Origin of the sequence: Photobacterium indicum (assembly GCF_003026215.1) — a bacterium.
Classification (GTDB): domain Bacteria; phylum Pseudomonadota; class Gammaproteobacteria; order Enterobacterales; family Vibrionaceae; genus Photobacterium; species Photobacterium indicum.
Map to the genome: position 1 here is coordinate 1,194,972 of NZ_PYOC01000001.1, position 17,659 is coordinate 1,212,630.

The following is a 17,659-nucleotide window of genomic DNA, read 5'->3' on the forward strand; positions in this document are numbered from 1 at the left end:
TGCATGAAGTTGAAAACCCACCTGTTTGGTCAAACTTACCAATTCAGGGATGTAAAAGAAGTATTGGCGAAAGCCTCTGACCTACGCTCGGGCGACATCTTAGCGGGTGTTGCTGCTGAAACCGCTCAGGAGCGTGTTGCTGCTAAGCATGTGCTTTCTGAATTGACCTTGAAAGATTTGCGTGAAAACCCAGTAGTTAGCTACGAAAGCGACATCATTACTCGGATTAATCAAGATAGTCTAAACCGTTCGATGTTTGAGAAGATCCAGAATTGGTCTGTGAGTGAGTTGCGTGAGTATTTATTGTCAGACGACATGACGCACGAAGACATGCAGCGCGTACGCAAGGGTTTAACGGCTGAGATCGTTTCGGCGGTTGGTAAGGTTTGCTCGAACGGCGACTTGATGTATGGCGCAAAAAAAATGCCGGTGGTGACTAAGGCCAATGCAACGGTCGGTTTACCTGGCCACTTTAGCTGTCGCTTACAGCCAAACGATACCCGCGACAATGTTAGCTCAATTTTGGCTCAGACTTTTGAAGGCTTGACCTACGGTTGTGGCGATGCCGTGATTGGTATCAACCCGGTGACAGACAGCGTTGAAAATACGACTCAGATGCTGAATGCGATTCAGGATGTGATCAATAAGTGGGATATTCCAACTCAACCTTGCGTGTTGTCACACATTACGACCCAAATGGAAGCGGTTCGCCGCGGCGCACCTGGCGGTCTCTTATTTCAAAGTATTGCGGGTTCTGAAAAAGGCCTTACTGAGTTTGGTGTCAGTGTCGAGATGCTGGATGAAGCCTACGAAATCGGTAAGCAGTACTGCAATCTGGCTGGCGAAAACATGATGTATTTCGAGACTGGTCAGGGCTCAGAATTATCAGCAGATGCGCACCATGGTGCTGATCAGATGACGATGGAAGCTCGTTGTTACGCGCTTGCACAGCGTTATAACCCGCACTTGGTGAATACTGTTGTTGGTTTTATTGGTCCTGAGTACCTTTATAACCATCAACAGATCATTCGTGCAGGCCTTGAAGATCACTTCATGGGTAAGTTATCTGGTATGCCGATGGGGTGCGATGCTTGCTATACCAACCATGCAGATACAGACCAAAATTCGAATGAAAACTTGGTGACATTGTTGGCGGCTGCGGGGGTTAACTTTGTTATCGGGATGCCAATGGGTGACGATATCATGTTGAATTACCAAACCACTTCTTTCCATGATACGGCCTCGGTTCGTCAGTTGCTGAATCTTCGTCCTGCGCCGGAGTTTGAAGCTTGGATGGAAACTATGGGTCTGATGGAAAATGGACGTCTAACGCGTAAAGCAGGCGACCCATCAATCTTCTTCAAGTAAGGGTGTGGCAATGAACGAACAAAAAATTCAAGACATCGTAGCAACAGTGCTCGCCCAACTTGGCGAAACAAACGTAGCTGCTTCAGATATAACTAAGGTTGTGAATGCAGTAACGCCAGCTGCGGGGGGATATGTACCACAGGTAAGTGCTGAGTCACTGCCTGACTTGGGGGATATTCAGTTTAAGAAGTGGAACGGTATTCAGAATGCGGTCGACAAAAAAGTGGTTGAAGACCTGATGTCGCAAACTGATGCCCGCGTAGGAACAGGAAGAACTGGACCACGCCCACGTACTACAGCGTTGCTACGTTTCCTTGCAGATCACTCTCGATCAAAAGATACCGTGATCAAAAACGTTGAATCTTCATGGTTGCAGGAACGCAACTTGATGGAAGTTCAATCGTGCGCATCAGATAAAGATGAATACCTAACTCGTCCTGATTTGGGCCGAAAGCTGAATGATGCAGGAAAAGCATTGATTCAAAGTAACTGTAAGAAAGCACCTCAGGTGCAGGTTGTTTTGTCTGATGGTCTGAGTCTTGATGCGGTAACCGTGAACCACGATGAAATCTTACCACCATTACTAAATGGATTGAAAAATGCTGGCTTAGATGTGGGTACACCTTTCTTCCTTCGTTATGGCCGTGTAAAGGCACAAGATGAAATCGGCATGCTGTTGAACGCTGAAGTTAACTTGTTACTGATCGGTGAGCGCCCTGGGTTAGGGCAGTCTGAGTCATTAAGTTGTTACGCTATCTACAAGCCTACAAGTGAGACAGTAGAATCTGACCGTACCGTGATTTCCAATATTCACGCAGGCGGGACGCCACCAGTTGAAGCGGCTGCTGTGATTGTCGATTTAGTGAAGAATATGCTTGAAAAGAAAGCCAGTGGCATCAAATTAAAGCGCTGATATAGGGAATAATCATGGCTATTTTAGACAAAATCCAACCAGCAGTTTTAGCGACGCGAGTGATTGCTTCCGTTGATCCTGTTTATAAAGAAAAAATGGGCTTGAAGCCTCATCACCACAGTATTGGTATTATCACCGCTGATTGTGACGATGTAACGTATTGTGCACTGGATGAAGCGACCAAAGCGGCAAATGTAGATGTGGTTTACGCGCGTTCTTTCTATGCGGGTGCCGCACATTCATCGGGTCCGACATCGGGAGAGGTGATCGGTATCTTGGCTGCGGCATGTCCTGCCGACGTGATTGCCGGATTGGATCGAGCCAAAGCATTCATTGAAGATGAAGCGGCATTCCAATGTGCAGATGAAAACGGTGACATTGCGTATTTTGCTCATCTTGTATCTTCAACAGGCAGTTATTTGTCTGAAGAAGCTGGTGTCGAACAGGGCGAAGCTTTGGCTTATGTTATTGCACCGCCATTAGAGGCAATGTTTGCACTTGATGCAGCCTTGAAAGCTGCAGATGTTAAGTTGGTGAACCTGTTCGCACCACCATCAGAGACTAACTTTGGTGGTGGGCACTTAACTGGTTCACAGGCTGCTTGTCGTGCCGCATGTGATGCTTTTGAGGCAGCAGTGCTTGAAGTCGCACGCAACCCAATTGCGAACTAGGTAGGAGTGCAGTTGTGAATCCGTTATTACAACAGATTCAGCATGGCGGCGTGATTGGCGCAGGTGGGGCAGGCTTTCCCACCTACGTTAAGCTCGACTGCCAGGTCGAATTGGTTTTGGCTAATGGCGCTGAATGTGAGCCGCTGTTGTACAAAGATCAGGTGCTCATGCAGCGTTGGGGCAAAGAGCTTTGTGGCGGGATGTTGATTGCCATGAAGCAGGTTGGTGCCGCGCGGGGCGTGATTGGTATTAAGAAAAAAAATGCCGACACCATTGCTTGTTTACAAGCGCAGTTACCGTCCGGTATTGAATTGCTGCTAATGGAAGATGTTTATCCTGCTGGAGACGAAGTTGAACTGGTTTATCAGGCAACGGGGAAGCGGATACCTTCGGGTGGTTTACCCAAAGAAATTGGCGTGATGGTGAACAATATCGAATCGTTCATTAACGTCTTCCATGCGGCGCAGGGAATTCCGGTAACGGAAACCATGATCACTGTGCATGGCGAGGTTCGTCAACCATATACTGCCTGGCTGCCTATTGGCTTGTCCTACCGTGAGGCAATTGAATTAGCTGGTGATATAACTAGTCGTGATTTCATTGTGGTCGAAGGTGGACCAATGATGGGCTCAGTGACGGATAATCTTGATAAGCCGATTACAAAAATTTCCAGTGGATTACTGGTGTTGCCACGTAGTTCGCGGATCGCCACGATAAAAATGCGCAGTGAGCAAAACCTTCGTCGGATCGGCAAGGCTGCCTGTGATCAATGCAGTATGTGTACGTCAATGTGTCCGCGTAATTTGTTGGGTTACCCGGTGAAGCCTCACTTGGCTATGCGTTCACTACAGGTTTCTGGTGCCAATAATCTGAGTTATGCATTGGCTGCTCAGGCGTGTTGTGAGTGTAACTTATGCACCATGTGGTCATGCCCCGAAGGGTTAGACCCAAGCCGAGTATGTGCGACCACTAAGCGGGCATTGCGTGATGAGCAGAAATTATTATCACCGGCGCAGTTGCAAGCGAATACCACCGAGGTTCACCCGTTACGAGATTACCGAGGTGTGCCGACAAAGCGTTTGGTACGTCGTCTTGAGTTAGCCGATTATGCGCAGACAAAAGCTGAATTTCGTGAGTGTGAACTGAGAGTTAATCGCCTTTATATTCCGCTTTCTCAACATATTGGTCGACCTGCCGTTGCTGTAGTAAAGGTCGGTGATCGGGTTAGCAAAGGACAACTCATAGGCCAGCCTGCACCAGATGCATTGAGCGTTGCTGTGCATGCTAGCCGTGATGGAATTGTTGTAGAAGTAGGCGAGAGTATCGTTATTGATTGCCAGCACTAACAGTGCAGATGTGCTATCAAAATGAATTGAACCCCAAACAGCAATAGAACAATAAAAAGAGCAAGTAATGGTAAATGCGATAGGTTGTATTGAGCTAAATTCGATTGCCCGTGGTTATTTGGTGGCTGATGCCATGTTAAAAGCGGCCAATGTCGAGATTCTATTTAATAGAACGATTTGTCCTGGCAAATTTATGGTCATGGTAGGTGGTGATGTTGCGGCAATTAATGCAGCAGTAGAAACTGGCCTTCGTGTTGGTGGAGGAGAAGTAGTGGATGATTTGGTGATTGCTAATGTTCATCCCGATGTTTTCCCAGCAATAGCAGGAACACGAGTTGTCGAGCAGACTTCTGCATTGGGTATTGTTGAAACATTTTCGGTGGCTGCGATTGTAGAAGCTGCCGATGCAGCTGTAAAAGCAGCCAATATTGAATTGCTGGAAGTGCATATGGCGATGGCAATTGGCGGTAAGGGATTCGTCACAATGACCGGAGATGTTGCAGCAGTACAGGCTGCAGTTGATGCTGCAGTAGAAAGAATTCGCACTAAGGGTGTACTGGTCGACAAAGTTGTAATTGCGCAACCAAGAAAAGAAATTTTGGAAGGTAAAGTTTAGGATAATTATTGTCAATGTGATGGAGTTCGGTGAGTTAAATCCCCGAACTCCGGTGCAATAACAGTAATTAATTTTATTATTGCTTATTAGCGGTAGTTAACAGTTCGCGTTATTGAAATTTAATTTTAGCCATATGTGGTCGCATAGGGCAGGGCTTGTTCGTCCTAAATTTAGGTGGACCTTCTGAACTTGCGATTATTGATGAATTATCAGGAAGGTAGAAACATCATGAATGACATTATTTTATATATTATGGTGGGCTTTATGGTACTCGGTGCGATTGATAAAGTACTGGGTAATCGTTGGGGCTATGGAGAGCAATTTGACGAAGGTTTCATGGCTATGGGGGCATTAGCACTCGCAATGGTTGGTGTTGTTAGTTTGGCACCTGTATTGGCTAATTTGTTAAGCCCTATTGTAGTTCCTATTTATACTGCGCTTGGTGCCGATCCTTCTATGTTTGCAGGTACGTTATTGGCTAACGATATGGGAGCTTATCCTCTGGCACAGAGCATGGCTAATACACAAGAAGCAGGGATATTTTCCGGCTTGATTCTTGGTGCAATGATGGGGCCAACGTTGGTATTTACCATTCCAGTTGCGCTGGGAATTATTGAAAAGGAAGACACTAAATACCTTGCTCGTGGTGTATTGATTGGTCTTACGACAATTCCTGTTGGCTGTCTTGTTGGTGGTTTGGTTGCTGGTTTTGAGTTCACTATGATTCTGAGTAACCTTGTTCCGATTGTTATCGTTGCTGCGCTGATTGCCGTCGGCCTATGGCTCAAACCAGATGCAATGATCCGCGGTTTCGAAGTGTTCGGCAAAGGTGTTATTGCGGTAATTACGTTAGCACTGGCTGCTATTGTGGTTGAAACGCTAACGGGTGTGGTTCTAATTCCAGGTATGGCACCAATTTCAGATGGTATTGAAATTGTAGGTGCAATCGCAATAGTACTGGCAGGTGCATTCCCAATGGTGCACTTTATTACTAAGCACTTGAACAAACCTCTGATCAAGATGGGGAGTGCTATGGGGATGGGTGAAAAAGCCGCAGCTGGTCTTGTTGCCACAATGGCAAACAATATTGCGATGTTTAACATCTTTAAAGAAATGGATAATCGCGGCAAAGTGATAAACGTGGCATTTGCTGTGTGTGGTTCTTTTGTGTTTGGTGATCACCTAGGCTTCACTGCTGCGGTTAATAGCGATATGATTTCAGCGGTTGTCGCGGGTAAATTAGTCGGTGGGTTCAGCGCATTGATTCTAGCGGTATACGTTACTCGTAATATGTCATTTGATGAGCCAGAAGTAGAAGAAGAGCATACAGAAGCATCTGCTCACTAAATGCTTGTTGCTTTATATAATGATGAATAAGCCCGCGGTTGCGGGCTTATTTTGTTTCTAAGCTATGTTGCTAATACCCTTACGAGTATTTGATAACAGCTAATACTAATACGACAAACATACTGCTCAGCATAGGTACTGATGTACGTTTAATAACGTCTATTGGTGTAATGTTAGCCATGCCAGATACTGTAATAATAACTCCAGCAACTGGAGATATTGTACGTCCTATACCTGCAGCAAACAGAATAGGGACTAGTGGTAATAATGGGTTAACCCCAAAATTAGTCGCGATCTGAGGAACAATCGGAATGAACGCCATAACAGGTGCATTACCAGAGCCGGTAATAAATGCTGTTAGAAGAATAAAACCAGAGAATACGATTACAATGCCACTTGGTCCAAGGTCGAATGATTTAGCCGTATCGATGAGTGCTGTAATAGCACCAACATTAGTTAAACCCGCCGAGAAAAATTCAGCTGCGATCATCAATGTTAATACGCTGGCAAAGATCATCCCCGTACCTTTTAGCCATGCTTCAAAGTTGTCAAAAGCACGTTGAATTGAACGAAAACGGATCGCTTCAATGACAATACAAATCGTAATGGTAGACATCATTGCAATTGGAATTGTCATAGTGATAGATTCCATCACCATGCTTGAGAAACCAAATAAAAACACAAAAGGCAGTACTGGCAATAATGCATAGAAGCCCGGTACTGTGTCATTTTTGTCGTGTTTTTCTTCTAGTGTTTTAAGGTACTTACCGCGATCTTGGGCTGGGTCATAGCCTTCTTTCTTGTCGCAATAACGTTGCCAAGCAATATTTACAAACGGGATCGTAGCAAGTAATAGCACTTGGAATATAGTTTGGTGGTTAACCACAAAATCCATGATTTCAACGTTAATTGCGTTGGCACCGATAACTGCGTTTATTTGTCCCGGACCGTACTCCCACGCTGTTGGAATAACAATAGTAGCCACGGCTGTTTTGGCACTAACTCCAGCATTACGAAGAACGGGGTACAATGTGCCCATCAGCAATAATGAGAGTGATGTCGCACCAGTAATGAATACATACATAATGGAAACAAAAATGAGCACCAGTGCCAATAATACATAGGGGCTTTTCACTGCCATGACAGGTCGAGATGTTGACTTAACAAGCGCTTGAGAGGCACCAATGTGATTTAGGTAGGTTGATACACCTGCAATAGATACAAGCGTTAACCCTACCTTACCCAATCGGCTGTTCGTGATTTCAGCAAAACGTTGCCACAAATCAAAGAACAACGCACCTTGTGTTTTACCGTCAGAAAGAACAGGCGAAATATCATAGAGCTGGGCGAATGCCAATAACAATAAACCGGCTGTAATAAGTGTTGCTTGTGGATTGAATTTTTTGAGCATTGAATAGGCGACAAGGCCTACGATGGCAAGTGTAAATAAATATTGCATAAATAAAGTTCGATAAATTAGTAAGTTAAAACATACTGCCTAACTATAAAGTGTTATTTATTGATCTTCGGTCTAAATTCAAAATTAAACACTGCCTATTGGTTTTTATTGTGGCTTATATCGCTAAAAATGAATTGATAGATAAAATATTTAAACATTGATATCACATTGTGCGACGTATTTCATATCTATATTTGTAACAAAATATGAGCGCAGGCCGATACTTAATAAACCAGAACCGATAAGGCAGCATTTACTCGTTGAAAGTAATTGCACTTTGGGTTGATAAAAATTCAGTAAATTATGATTTAAGTTCTACTTAACAGCAAGTTAAGACTCTTTATAAGGCTTTTGTGTACATGTCGAATCTAGTTTTAGATGTCAAATGCTCAGTGATACTAGCATACTGCAGTGAAGCCATTTAGTATCAAGCATGAAATGACGAAATATTAGCTAGGGCGATATGAATAACACACGTACGTATTTTCATTTTTATGACTCACCGTTAGGTAAAATTCGCCTATTAGCAACAGATGAAGGCTTAATTTCTTTGACGATACCAAGCCAACGAATAGATGATCTTGTTGATTCCAGCTGGATTGATGATGCTGGTGTTTTTCTAACGTGTTGCCAACAGCTTGATGCTTATTTTTCAGGTGATCTAACAGAGTTTACAGTGCGTTTAGCTGCTACGGGTACGATTTTCCAAAAACAAGTGTGGGATGCTTTATGTCGTGTTCCTTATGGTGAAACATGCAGTTATAAATCAATAGCTGATAGCATTGGAAACTCTAAAGCAGTACGAGCTGTTGGTGCGGCAAATGGTAAAAACCCCATAGCGATAATCGTGCCTTGTCACCGTGTTATTGGTGCTAATGGTAAATTAACCGGTTACGCTGGTGGGGTAGAGCACAAAGCCTTCTTGTTGAAATTAGAAGGCATTATCAATTGTGAGGAATGAGCAGAAGAAAGCTACTTAGTACGTTTTTTCTCGCATGCAAAAAAATCATTTAGGTGGGTAGTGTTAGCATTAAATCGATAGTGTTGTTTCGATGCTTCTAATTCAAAGTGTCCTTTGTCTTGTTTGATAAGATTTTTTAAGTCATCAAAGGCTTGTCGATCGCTGGTGCCTGCTAGCAACATGAGCCGTCCATAAGTAAATTGTTCTTTTTGTTTACGCCAATTCACGCTGAACACTTCGGTGGGTTTTCCTGCGCGGTTATAGTTGATATTTTCAAATCCCAATGGACGGCTGATGTCTGCTTTCATTGCGACATATCGGTGCTGATAAATATTATCAGTAACAAGAGATACCCTTAACCCTTCTTTATATTTACCGTCTTGGCCTTTCTCTAGGTGAAAGAAATTCAGTTGGCAACCAGTATCCGTTAGCTTGGTTGAGCTGGTGGGTAACACTTCCGCACTCAGTAATCCTGGTGCTATAAAAACAGTAATGCCGATTAAACTTTTAAGCTGAGAGAGTAAATCCATACGTATTATTCCGCCTCTAATGCTGATGATATCGAAAATGCTGCATCAATGATTTTGGCATTTTCACTCTAAGCATAGACATAATTATCATAGATATACTTAACGTATGCTTATTAACGTTACTCACGAAATAGAATTATTCTGCATTGTAAATTTTAGCTTTTACCATTTTCCGATATTGGCTTGCGGTAATGCTAAATTGTTGTTGAAAACGCGTAGAGAAGTGATACGCGTCCTTATATCCCACTTGCTCTGCAACATCTTGTACAGACATACTAAAGTCACGTAGCAATTGTTGCGCGGCTTCCATTCGGATTTTTTGAAGATATTGATGTGGGGATTGACCTACTTGGTCTTTAAATTTTCGATTGAAGGTTCTTAAAGGAAGCTTACATTCTTGTGCAATACGTTGGGCTGTAATCGGTTGTGCTAGGTGTCGTTTCATCCAGTCTTGCGCAAGCGCAATTGATTCATCAAATTGCACCTGCCCGCCAATTTGATAGAAGGGTTGCTGGCTGGTTTTCGATATTTCATGCCCATAATGCGTTTCGATAGTATCAGCTATTTTTTGACCATAATTTTCTGCAATTAAGTATAGAATCATCTCTGATTGGGAGTTGATACTACCTGTACAAAAAAGTCCATTTGCAGCAGTAATCGAAGCTTGGCGGTTAAGTGTTACTCGTGGATAGCGAGATGAAAATTTTTCATAAAAATACCAATGTGTTGTCGCAACTTGGTTATCTAATAGCCCTGTTTCTGCTAACCAGCACACACCAGTGCCTGTCGCGACTAATTGCGCGCCATGCTGATATTGTTTTATTAGCCAAGGAATGATCGAGGGAGATTGGCTTATGGAAGAAAAAGGGTTACCCCACATAGGAGGTAAAACCACAATGTCAAAATTGTCTTCATCTTCAAAGGTGATATCTGGTTGTAATCGAATACCTGCAGCTAACTTGGGTGGGTTCAAAGAAGGTGCAACCAATTTAATTTCAAAAGGGTATGCACGCTGTGTTTTTCTATCGCGTAAGCTAGCAGCGCTACTTAGCATTTCAGCGGCTAAAGAAACACCAGTAATTAAAGCGCGGTTATAGAGAACAAATCCGACCTTCATTTTTTCCTCCAAGCATTTGTTATTTGGTGTTAATTTCACCGTTTTTAAACGTAACTGATACTGCAATGCCACTCTGGCGCTAATGGCAGTGATTTTGGCATAAATACAGGGTGATTAACCAGCTCAAGTTGATACTATTCTGTTTAAAACAATGTTTGATATAGGTTCGAAATGACAAAGTTACCTCTTATCGTCGGCTTAGGCGGTATTAATGCTGCCGGTCGTACTTCTGGTTTTCACAGTTATAAGCGTATGGTTTCTGATGTATTAACCGATGATGAGATGAAAACGACTTGGCAAGATTTAGCCCGCCGCATGGGGCTCGTCACGGATGCAGAACCTGTCAACGAAGAGATCATAGAAGCGATTAAAGCAGGCACTTTGGTACGTCGTGTTGAAACATTCGATCCAGATAACGTTTTATACCAATATAAAGCGACACTGAATGTTGAAACGAATACAGAATCGAATGATCAAATCACATTTACGCTGCGTAAATCAAAGCTACCTAATGTGATTCCAGATAACTGGACTGTTGACTTACAAGGTAGCAAAGCCAAGGTAACCGTTAATGGTAGCCTTGATGCGTTATTAGAAGATCGTGTCACATTCCCTGTATCAAGTGGCGGTAATATACCTACTGGCTTTGATCCCGGTAAAATGTATAACTCTCGTTTTCATCCTCGTGGTTTAAAACTCACTGTTTACGGTGCGTCTGATGCGCTAAATTCGTTAGGTATAGATTGGTCTGAAGTGCTAACACACATTAAACCAGACGAAGTGTCTGTGTATGCTGGTTCTGGTTTAGCACAAATCGATGACCAATCAATTGCCGGTATGTTAGCTGCGCCATTAACGGGTGGGCGTGTTAGTACTAAAATGATGGCGTTATCATTTGCAGAAATGCCTGCCGATTTCATTAACGGCTATGTGATTAACAGCATTGGTACAACGGGTACAAATATGGGGGCGTGTGCCACTTTCCTCTATAACCTACGCCAAGGCATGCATGATATTCAGCAAGGTAAGTCTAAGATTGCTATCGTCGGTAATGCTGAAGCACCAGTCTTGACTGAAATTATGGAAGGCTTCCGCGTAATGGGTGCGTTAGCTGAAGATGAGCAACTTAAAGCTCTCGATAACAGTGATGAAGTGAATAATCGCCGTGCATGCCGTCCATTCTCATCTAATGCTGGTTTTACGATGGCAGAATCGGCACAGTTTGCAGTATTGATGGATGATGAGTTAGCGCTTAAGTTGGGTGTTAATATCTATGGTTCAGTAGCCGATGTATTCATTAATGCTGATGCGAATAAGAAATCTATCTCGGCACCGGGTGTAGGTAACTATGTTACCGTTGCTAAAGCGACAGCATTGGCAAAAGCGATTTTAGGTGAAGACGGTGTTAAGCAAACATTTGTTCAAGCACATGGTACAGGTACACCTCAAAACCGTGTTACTGAAAGTCATATTTTAAATGAAGTTGCTAAAACATTTGATATTGATAATTGGGCTGTAACTGCAATTAAATCGTATGTTGGTCATTCAATGAGTGTTGCTGCTGGTGATCAGTTAATGGCGTCACTCGGCGTGTGGCAATACGGTTGGGTTCCGGGTATTACAACCATTGATCATATTGCTGATGACGTGCACCAATCCAATTTGAATATATTGACTGAGCATGCTTTTGCTGGTCAACGCGGTGAAGATTATAAAGCCGTTATTTTGAATGCAAAAGGTTTTGGTGGTAATAATGCAACAGGGCTTGTTCTATCACCTAGCCAAACTTTATCGATGCTGCAGTCAAAATATGGTGCAGATGTTATTACCGCTTATCATGAGAAGAACGTAGCAATTCAAGCGAATAGTCTAGAGAATGATCAACAAACATGTTTGGGTAATGAAAAAATCCGTTATAAGTTTGGTGAGAATGTGATGGATGAAACGTCGGTTTCTATGACACAAGATGAAATTCGTTTATCTGAATTTGAGCAGGCGATACCGTTAGCAATGACGAATCCATATTCAGATTACAGCTAAAGCCAACGTTGTATAAACTTAATCAACAGCGGTTAGGTACGTAAAAAGATAAAAATGCGAGTCTTGTTATCAGCTAATTCTTTCTGAATGGTTATAACAGCCTCGCGTTTTTATGAGACAGTTTTGTGGGAGTGATTTCGTCCCAACCAATGATGTAGCACCTCTAACATTTTCATTTTGTTAATAGGCTTAGTGAGAAAATCATCCATCCCAACAGATAGGCATTGAACTTGGTCTTGTTGGCTAACATTGGCTGTCATCGCAATGATCGGTATGTCACTTTTATTGTTATGAAGGTCACGTATACAAGTACAAGCTTCAAAACCGTTCATTTCAGGCATTTGCAAATCCATTAAAATGAGATCGTAGCTTGTGTTCTCCAATGCAGCTACTGCTTCTTTACCATTATTCGCTGTAGCAACATTGAAGCCATTTTTAGCCAATATTGCTTTAGCAATCATTTGGTTAGATGGACTATCTTCGACGAGCAAAATAGTCGCTGCTTGGTGTTTGGTATTGTTCAACGTGTGCTCATCGCTTATTTTAAGGGGCGCGGATGTAGGTTCAAGTTGAAGTGTAAAGCTAAATGTTGAACCTTGGTGTAGTTCGCTGGTAATTTCAAGCTCTCCGCCAATTAAATGGACTAAAGCCTGGCTAATGGCTAGCCCCATTCCAGCTCCGCCATAGCGTCGGGAAAATGAAGCATCACTCTGAACAAAAGGAGACAGTATCGATTGAATTTTATTGTTGTCGATACCAATACCAGTATCGGTAACAGAAAAAGTAATTGCTTGTTTTCCTTTGTAAATATTTGATTTTAGATTAATGGAAATAGATCCGCTATCTGTGAATTTAATCGCGTTACCTAGTAAGTTTGTGAGTATTTGGGATGACTTCCCCTCATCACCTAATACATAATTATTTGTAGATAGGGTTGAGTTGAGCTGTAATGTAATGCCCTTTTGTTGTGCTTGGTCGGCAAATATTGCGATAATTGACTGTGCCATTTGGAATGGTGAAAAGCTGGTGTTATTTAAGATTGCTTTGCCTGAATCTAATTTTGAATAATCCAAAATATCATTTAGTTGGCTTAATAATATTTTGGCAGCATTATGCGCACTAACCGTGAATTTTTGACCATGTTGGGTTAGGGGTTCTTCTTCTAAAATTTCAAGCGCCCCTAAAATTACATTTAGAGGTGTGCGGATTTCATGGCTCATTGTGGCAATGAATTCGGCTTTAGATTTATTCGCGGTTTCTGCATCTAGTCTCGCTTTATTAAGCTGTTGCTCGCGTTCTGCTTGTTGTTTTAATACGTTCTCAAGAGTGTCTACTGATGTGTTCAAGCGATCAAGCTCAGATTGTTCAGCGAGTGGTTCCTGTGGCTCTTTGTGGAGGCATTTTAGTGATAATAGTTTGTTATTAATTTTTGTTAGTGGCGATAGTAGTAAATACTGGCAAATGAAATAACTAAGCACACCAAGAAGTAATAGTGAAATTGCAGAGAAAAAACGCATTTGCCCAACATGATGATCAATACCCTTAACAAGGTTGTTTCTACTTATTGCAATCGACATTGAACCAAAGACTTCGCCTTCTACTGAAATTGTTTTATATATTTGAGAACTTTCTGTACTGTTCTTTAAGGGCTGGACTCCCCACGTAGCAAGTACCTTGTCTTGATCATTTTTAATGGCAACATAGCTTAAGTCAGGTATATCTGAAGCAACGTATTCGAGAATGGTGTCAAGATGAGGAATATCTTCCGTTAAGACATCCTCAATGGTTGCAGCTGTTAAAACAGTAAAATATTGTTGTAGTTGACGTTCAACTTTTTCTTCAAGGTAATTCTTTTCATAAAAACGAACAATTTCGCCAGAGATAAGACAAAGGATAAGGGTAATGAATGAAATCATTACCGCATATTTTAGCCACAAAGGTAGTCTACGCAGATTAGAAATCATAAGCATACCTATTCATTAAAGAATTGAGTATTAGCCATTGCCATACGGATTTTTTGATAATCGCTATCTGTCGCTAAAAGAAATCCATCTTTTTTGATTGCTTTTAAAGCGTCAGGATCGGTGATGCTTAATAACGTTTCTTTCAGGGACGTCGTGATCTTTTCATTGAGAGTTGCACTGGCAATCCAGGGTTTTGTTACATTTTCAAAATAAGCGATTGCTTTTAATGGTGCGCCTTTTTTAACCAGTTTCTTGAATGTATTTTCTTTTAAGGCGCCGGCATCAAATTGTTCTGTGGCAACGGCCGTTCCGACTTTATCATGGCGACCAAGATAGCTGTAATGCTCTAATTGTTTTGAGGTAATAGAATGTTGAGCGAGGTAAGCTTGGGAGAGATAGCGACCAATGGTTGAATTCTGGTCACCAAAAGCGAAGCTCTTACCTTTTAAGTCACTGACTGATTCAATTATACTGTCACTGTGTACGCAAATTACGCCATTAAATGTTTTACTACCATGATTGCTTTCCATTGCTAACAGTGTAATTTTAGGGGCTGCTTCTTTTGCTAAAATGTACGATGCGGGGCCAAATCGAGCAAAATCAATTTTTCCGTCGACAAGGTCATTTAATCCTTCTTGGTAATTTTTTGAAATTTGCATCCTAATTTGCACAGGTTCTCCTAATTTCACTGTCATTTTTGATTCAATGACATTAAGCATTGGACGAAACTGCTTAACCATCGCCGTGGCTTTGTCGGAGGTGTAGATACCAAACACCAGTTCAACATCAGCTAAAGCGGGCTGCTGTACACAAAATGTAAGTAATAATCCTAAGCAATATTTTTTCATGATGCTTTCTCCATTACATTGATAGTATAGAAGAAGCAATAACTAGACCAACATGTATGATATGTTGGACTTTAAGCGTTAAAATTACCGGTTATTTAATCTAAATTGCTGTATCTATTTAGTTTATTTTTATGTGTTTTGTTTATGAGTACCGTGATACTTGTGAGTACCTAACTGACTTTGGATAATCGAAAATTTATGTCGAATATTTTACTGCTCGCAAACTTAAATTGTGATCGTGTTTTGCAGCTTGATAAACCATTAGTGATGGGTGGGAGGCATCATTATCAAGACAGTGGAAGACGCCTTGGTGGCGGTGGAGCAAACACCGGACTAGGTTTAGTGTGGGCTGGGCACCATGTTGCGCTGGTAAGTCAAGTAGGTCGAGATGAAACAGCTGATTGGTTATTGGCTGAAGCGAGTTTACAAGGTTTAGATTGCCACCTGTTACAGCGTAACGATGTCGCAACTCCTGAATTATTATTGATTATGACCCCTGACGGTGAAAGAACCATTATTCGACCTCAGAGGCCTATTTTTGAGTTAGGAGTGCCACCAGTTTTTGCAAAATGGGATGCATTATACATTAACTCATCAGCCGTCGGCGCAGAACGTTGGGCTGAGGTTGCATTAAGCGAAACATTGGTTATAGCACAATTAGCGAAAGATGAACGCGTTAGGCCGTGCCATATTTTGATTTCATCTAAGTCTGATATAGCTGGCAGAACATTATTATCTGCGTGGGAATATGGACAAAAGATCGCAGGAAACCAATTGCGCTACTTCATTATTACCGACGGTGATAACGGTGCAACGGCTTATACCGCACACGAGCAATTTTATATTCCAGCGCTGAAAGCAGACGTCGTCGATACAACGGGGGCGGGGGATGCATTCGCCTCGGGTCTAATTAACGGGTTATTGCATAATGCTTTTATCACTGAGGCCATGAAGCAGGGTGCACAGTGGGCATCTTTTGCTGTGTCGACGCAGAGTTCGATACCGGGGAAAGCGTTAAAAAATCATTTGGAATAGACTATTAATAAAATATAAAAAAGGCGCTGATAACTTTTCGATGACGAGAAAGTTATAACAGCGCCTTTTGTCATTGGTTGAATGACGAATTACTTTTTAAGTGTCGTGATTTTTGCTTTGCTTTTGATTGCTTGGCGAAGACGTACACGACGCTCTGATGAACTTTGCTGCTCACTAGGGTTGTTTGTACGACTTTTACGATCCTTAAATGCAGCTTTGGTGTTCATTTTCTGAACGAAAGCATCACGATTTGTTGGTTCATAGCCAAGAAGCTGCACACGGTGAATACGTTGGCCAATAAGTTGTTCAACTTGAACCAGTGTCAATTCTTCTTCTTTACTAACGAAAGAGATGGCATGACCTTTCAGACCTGCACGACCAGTACGACCAATACGGTGAACATAATCTTCTGCTAGGAATGGCATGTCGAAATTGACAACGTGTGGCAGGGCTTGGATATCAAGACCACGAGCCGCAACTTCAGTTGCAACCATTACACGTGCTTTACCTTCTTTGAATTCATCAAGTGCACGACGACGAGCACTTTGTGCTTTATCACCGTGACAAAGAACAGCTTTGATGCCGTCTTTTTTAAGTTCTTTTACAAGTTCGTTAGCTGTTTCTTTGTAGTTAACGAAGACAAGTACTTGCTTCCAGTTTTTCTTACCAATGAGTTCAGACAGTAACTCACGCTTACGTTCTTGATCAACAGGGTAAACAACGTGAGCAACAGTATCAGCCGTTGTATTCTCGCGATCGACCATGATGCGCTTAGGTTTACGAAGAATATCGCTTGCCAGTGCATTCATTTGTTTAGAAGACGTTGCAGAGAACATCATGATTTGAGGGTTGCTATTCACTTCACCCATTACTTTACGCATGTCAGTAATAAAGCCCATATCTAGCATACGGTCGGCTTCATCGAAAACAAGGAATTCAATGTTAGTCAGTGATACATTTTTTAGATCAACATGCTCAATCAGGCGGCCTGGTGTAGCAACAAGAATATCAACACCTTTCTCTAGCGTTCTTTCTTGAGATGACATCTTAGTGCCGCCGTAAATTGCAGCAGTCTTAAGATCGGTGTATTTCGTGTATTCTGCAATGTTCTGAGCAATTTGAGCGGCTAATTCACGTGTTGGTGCAAGAATCAGTGCGCGAACATTAAAGCGACCACGTGATTTTGGCTTATCAAGGATTTGTTGAATAATCGGCAAAGAGAATGCTGCCGTTTTACCAGTACCTGTTTGCGCATTGGCAAGGATATCCGACCCACGACGTGCGTGAGGGATTGCTTGTTGTTGAATCGGAGTTAATTTCTCGTAACCACACTCAGTAAGTGCGCGTACGATTTCTGGAGAAAAATTTTGTGATGCAAATGACATTCTTTGTTCCTAAACAGTCGGCTGATGCCGATTACATTCATAAGCCTTAACGCTTATGA

The 17,659-nt window shown here is 42.2% G+C and carries 15 protein-coding genes; 9 read left to right on the plus strand and 6 right to left on the minus strand.

All coding sequences use genetic code 11. From position 1 onward, the window contains the following. Positions 1-3: 3 nt before the first annotated feature. The 6 genes from C9J47_RS05305 (at position 4) to eutH (ending at position 6,261) form a co-directional block, all read left to right on the plus strand. Positions 4-1,368, plus strand: a complete 1,365-nt coding sequence (locus tag C9J47_RS05305) for an ethanolamine ammonia-lyase subunit EutB (protein WP_006229882.1) — start codon at positions 4-6, stop codon at positions 1,366-1,368. A gap of 10 nt (positions 1,369-1,378) precedes the next feature. Next, positions 1,379-2,281 carry an ethanolamine ammonia-lyase subunit EutC gene (gene eutC, locus C9J47_RS05310; protein ID WP_006229883.1) on the plus strand — a complete coding sequence of 301 codons (903 nt, stop codon included), beginning with the start codon at positions 1,379-1,381 and terminating at the stop codon, positions 2,279-2,281. Between the two features lie 14 nt (positions 2,282-2,295). Next, complete coding sequence (gene eutL, locus C9J47_RS05315) at positions 2,296-2,952, plus strand: ethanolamine utilization microcompartment protein EutL (protein WP_006229884.1); 657 nt, start codon at positions 2,296-2,298, stop codon at positions 2,950-2,952. A gap of 14 nt (positions 2,953-2,966) precedes the next feature. Next, entirely contained in the window at positions 2,967-4,298 is a 1,332-nt protein-coding gene (locus tag C9J47_RS05320) for a 4Fe-4S dicluster domain-containing protein (protein ID WP_107252559.1), read from the plus strand. A gap of 67 nt (positions 4,299-4,365) precedes the next feature. After that, complete coding sequence (locus tag C9J47_RS05325; protein ID WP_006229886.1) at positions 4,366-4,914, plus strand: BMC domain-containing protein; 549 nt, start codon at positions 4,366-4,368, stop codon at positions 4,912-4,914. Positions 4,915-5,142: 228 nt separating this feature from the next. Beyond that, positions 5,143-6,261, plus strand: coding sequence for an ethanolamine utilization protein EutH (eutH, locus tag C9J47_RS05330; RefSeq protein WP_107252560.1), 1,119 nt, complete (start codon positions 5,143-5,145; stop codon positions 6,259-6,261). A 79-nt stretch (positions 6,262-6,340) separates the two neighbouring features. On the opposite strand, the gene dcuC is transcribed toward eutH, so the two are convergent. Continuing rightward, on the minus strand, positions 6,341-7,720 hold the full coding sequence (dcuC, locus tag C9J47_RS05335; RefSeq protein WP_107252561.1) for a C4-dicarboxylate transporter DcuC: 1,380 nt from the start codon (positions 7,718-7,720) through the stop codon (positions 6,341-6,343). A gap of 463 nt (positions 7,721-8,183) precedes the next feature. On the opposite strand from dcuC, the gene C9J47_RS05340 reads away from it, so the two are divergent. Continuing rightward, entirely contained in the window at positions 8,184-8,681 is a 498-nt protein-coding gene (locus C9J47_RS05340) for a methylated-DNA--[protein]-cysteine S-methyltransferase (RefSeq protein ID WP_107252562.1), read from the plus strand. Between the two features lie 11 nt (positions 8,682-8,692). On the opposite strand, the gene C9J47_RS05345 is transcribed toward C9J47_RS05340, so the two are convergent. Beyond that, positions 8,693-9,211 (minus strand): hypothetical protein, encoded by a 519-nt coding sequence (locus C9J47_RS05345; protein WP_107252563.1) that lies wholly within the window; start codon positions 9,209-9,211, stop codon positions 8,693-8,695. Between the two features lie 136 nt (positions 9,212-9,347). After that, positions 9,348-10,328, minus strand: coding sequence for a GlxA family transcriptional regulator (locus C9J47_RS05350; RefSeq protein WP_107252564.1), 981 nt, complete (start codon positions 10,326-10,328; stop codon positions 9,348-9,350). Positions 10,329-10,499: 171 nt separating this feature from the next. Between C9J47_RS05350 and C9J47_RS05355 the strand changes: the two genes are divergently transcribed. Next, entirely contained in the window at positions 10,500-12,368 is a 1,869-nt protein-coding gene (locus C9J47_RS05355; RefSeq protein WP_107252565.1) for a beta-ketoacyl synthase, read from the plus strand. A gap of 110 nt (positions 12,369-12,478) precedes the next feature. Here C9J47_RS05355 and C9J47_RS05360 read toward each other — a convergent pair whose 3' ends face one another. Together C9J47_RS05360 and C9J47_RS05365 are read right to left on the minus strand one after the other, a co-directional pair. Continuing rightward, on the minus strand, positions 12,479-14,332 hold the full coding sequence (locus C9J47_RS05360) for a response regulator (RefSeq protein WP_245903292.1): 1,854 nt from the start codon (positions 14,330-14,332) through the stop codon (positions 12,479-12,481). Positions 14,333-14,340: 8 nt separating this feature from the next. After that, a complete protein-coding gene (locus C9J47_RS05365) occupies positions 14,341-15,180 on the minus strand; it encodes a PhnD/SsuA/transferrin family substrate-binding protein (protein ID WP_107252566.1) in 840 nt (279 codons plus the stop codon). A 198-nt stretch (positions 15,181-15,378) separates the two neighbouring features. On the opposite strand from C9J47_RS05365, the gene C9J47_RS05370 reads away from it, so the two are divergent. Continuing rightward, a complete protein-coding gene (locus tag C9J47_RS05370) occupies positions 15,379-16,215 on the plus strand; it encodes a carbohydrate kinase family protein (protein WP_107252567.1) in 837 nt (278 codons plus the stop codon). A gap of 89 nt (positions 16,216-16,304) precedes the next feature. Here C9J47_RS05370 and C9J47_RS05375 read toward each other — a convergent pair whose 3' ends face one another. After that, on the minus strand, positions 16,305-17,600 hold the full coding sequence (locus tag C9J47_RS05375) for a DEAD/DEAH box helicase (protein ID WP_006229797.1): 1,296 nt from the start codon (positions 17,598-17,600) through the stop codon (positions 16,305-16,307). Between the last annotated feature and the right edge of the window lie 59 nt (positions 17,601-17,659).

What these genes read in the sequence shown, in the direction of transcription:
- eutL (WP_006229884.1), top strand. Translation starts at nt 2,296, where the DNA reads ATGGCTATTTTAGACAAAATCCAACCAGCAGTTTTAGCGACGCGAGTG.
- C9J47_RS05365 (WP_107252566.1), bottom strand. Translation starts at nt 15,180, where the DNA reads ATGAAAAAATATTGCTTAGGATTATTACTTACATTTTGTGTACAGCAG.
- C9J47_RS05305 (WP_006229882.1), top strand. Translation starts at nt 4, where the DNA reads ATGAAGTTGAAAACCCACCTGTTTGGTCAAACTTACCAATTCAGGGAT.
- eutC (WP_006229883.1), top strand. Translation starts at nt 1,379, where the DNA reads ATGAACGAACAAAAAATTCAAGACATCGTAGCAACAGTGCTCGCCCAA.
- C9J47_RS05355 (WP_107252565.1), top strand. Translation starts at nt 10,500, where the DNA reads ATGACAAAGTTACCTCTTATCGTCGGCTTAGGCGGTATTAATGCTGCC.
- C9J47_RS05360 (WP_245903292.1), bottom strand. Translation starts at nt 14,332, where the DNA reads ATGATTTCTAATCTGCGTAGACTACCTTTGTGGCTAAAATATGCGGTA.
- C9J47_RS05345 (WP_107252563.1), bottom strand. Translation starts at nt 9,211, where the DNA reads ATGGATTTACTCTCTCAGCTTAAAAGTTTAATCGGCATTACTGTTTTT.
- C9J47_RS05350 (WP_107252564.1), bottom strand. Translation starts at nt 10,328, where the DNA reads ATGAAGGTCGGATTTGTTCTCTATAACCGCGCTTTAATTACTGGTGTT.
- C9J47_RS05370 (WP_107252567.1), top strand. Translation starts at nt 15,379, where the DNA reads ATGTCGAATATTTTACTGCTCGCAAACTTAAATTGTGATCGTGTTTTG.
- eutH (WP_107252560.1), top strand. Translation starts at nt 5,143, where the DNA reads ATGAATGACATTATTTTATATATTATGGTGGGCTTTATGGTACTCGGT.
- dcuC (WP_107252561.1), bottom strand. Translation starts at nt 7,720, where the DNA reads ATGCAATATTTATTTACACTTGCCATCGTAGGCCTTGTCGCCTATTCA.
- C9J47_RS05340 (WP_107252562.1), top strand. Translation starts at nt 8,184, where the DNA reads ATGAATAACACACGTACGTATTTTCATTTTTATGACTCACCGTTAGGT.
- C9J47_RS05325 (WP_006229886.1), top strand. Translation starts at nt 4,366, where the DNA reads ATGGTAAATGCGATAGGTTGTATTGAGCTAAATTCGATTGCCCGTGGT.
- C9J47_RS05375 (WP_006229797.1), bottom strand. Translation starts at nt 17,600, where the DNA reads ATGTCATTTGCATCACAAAATTTTTCTCCAGAAATCGTACGCGCACTT.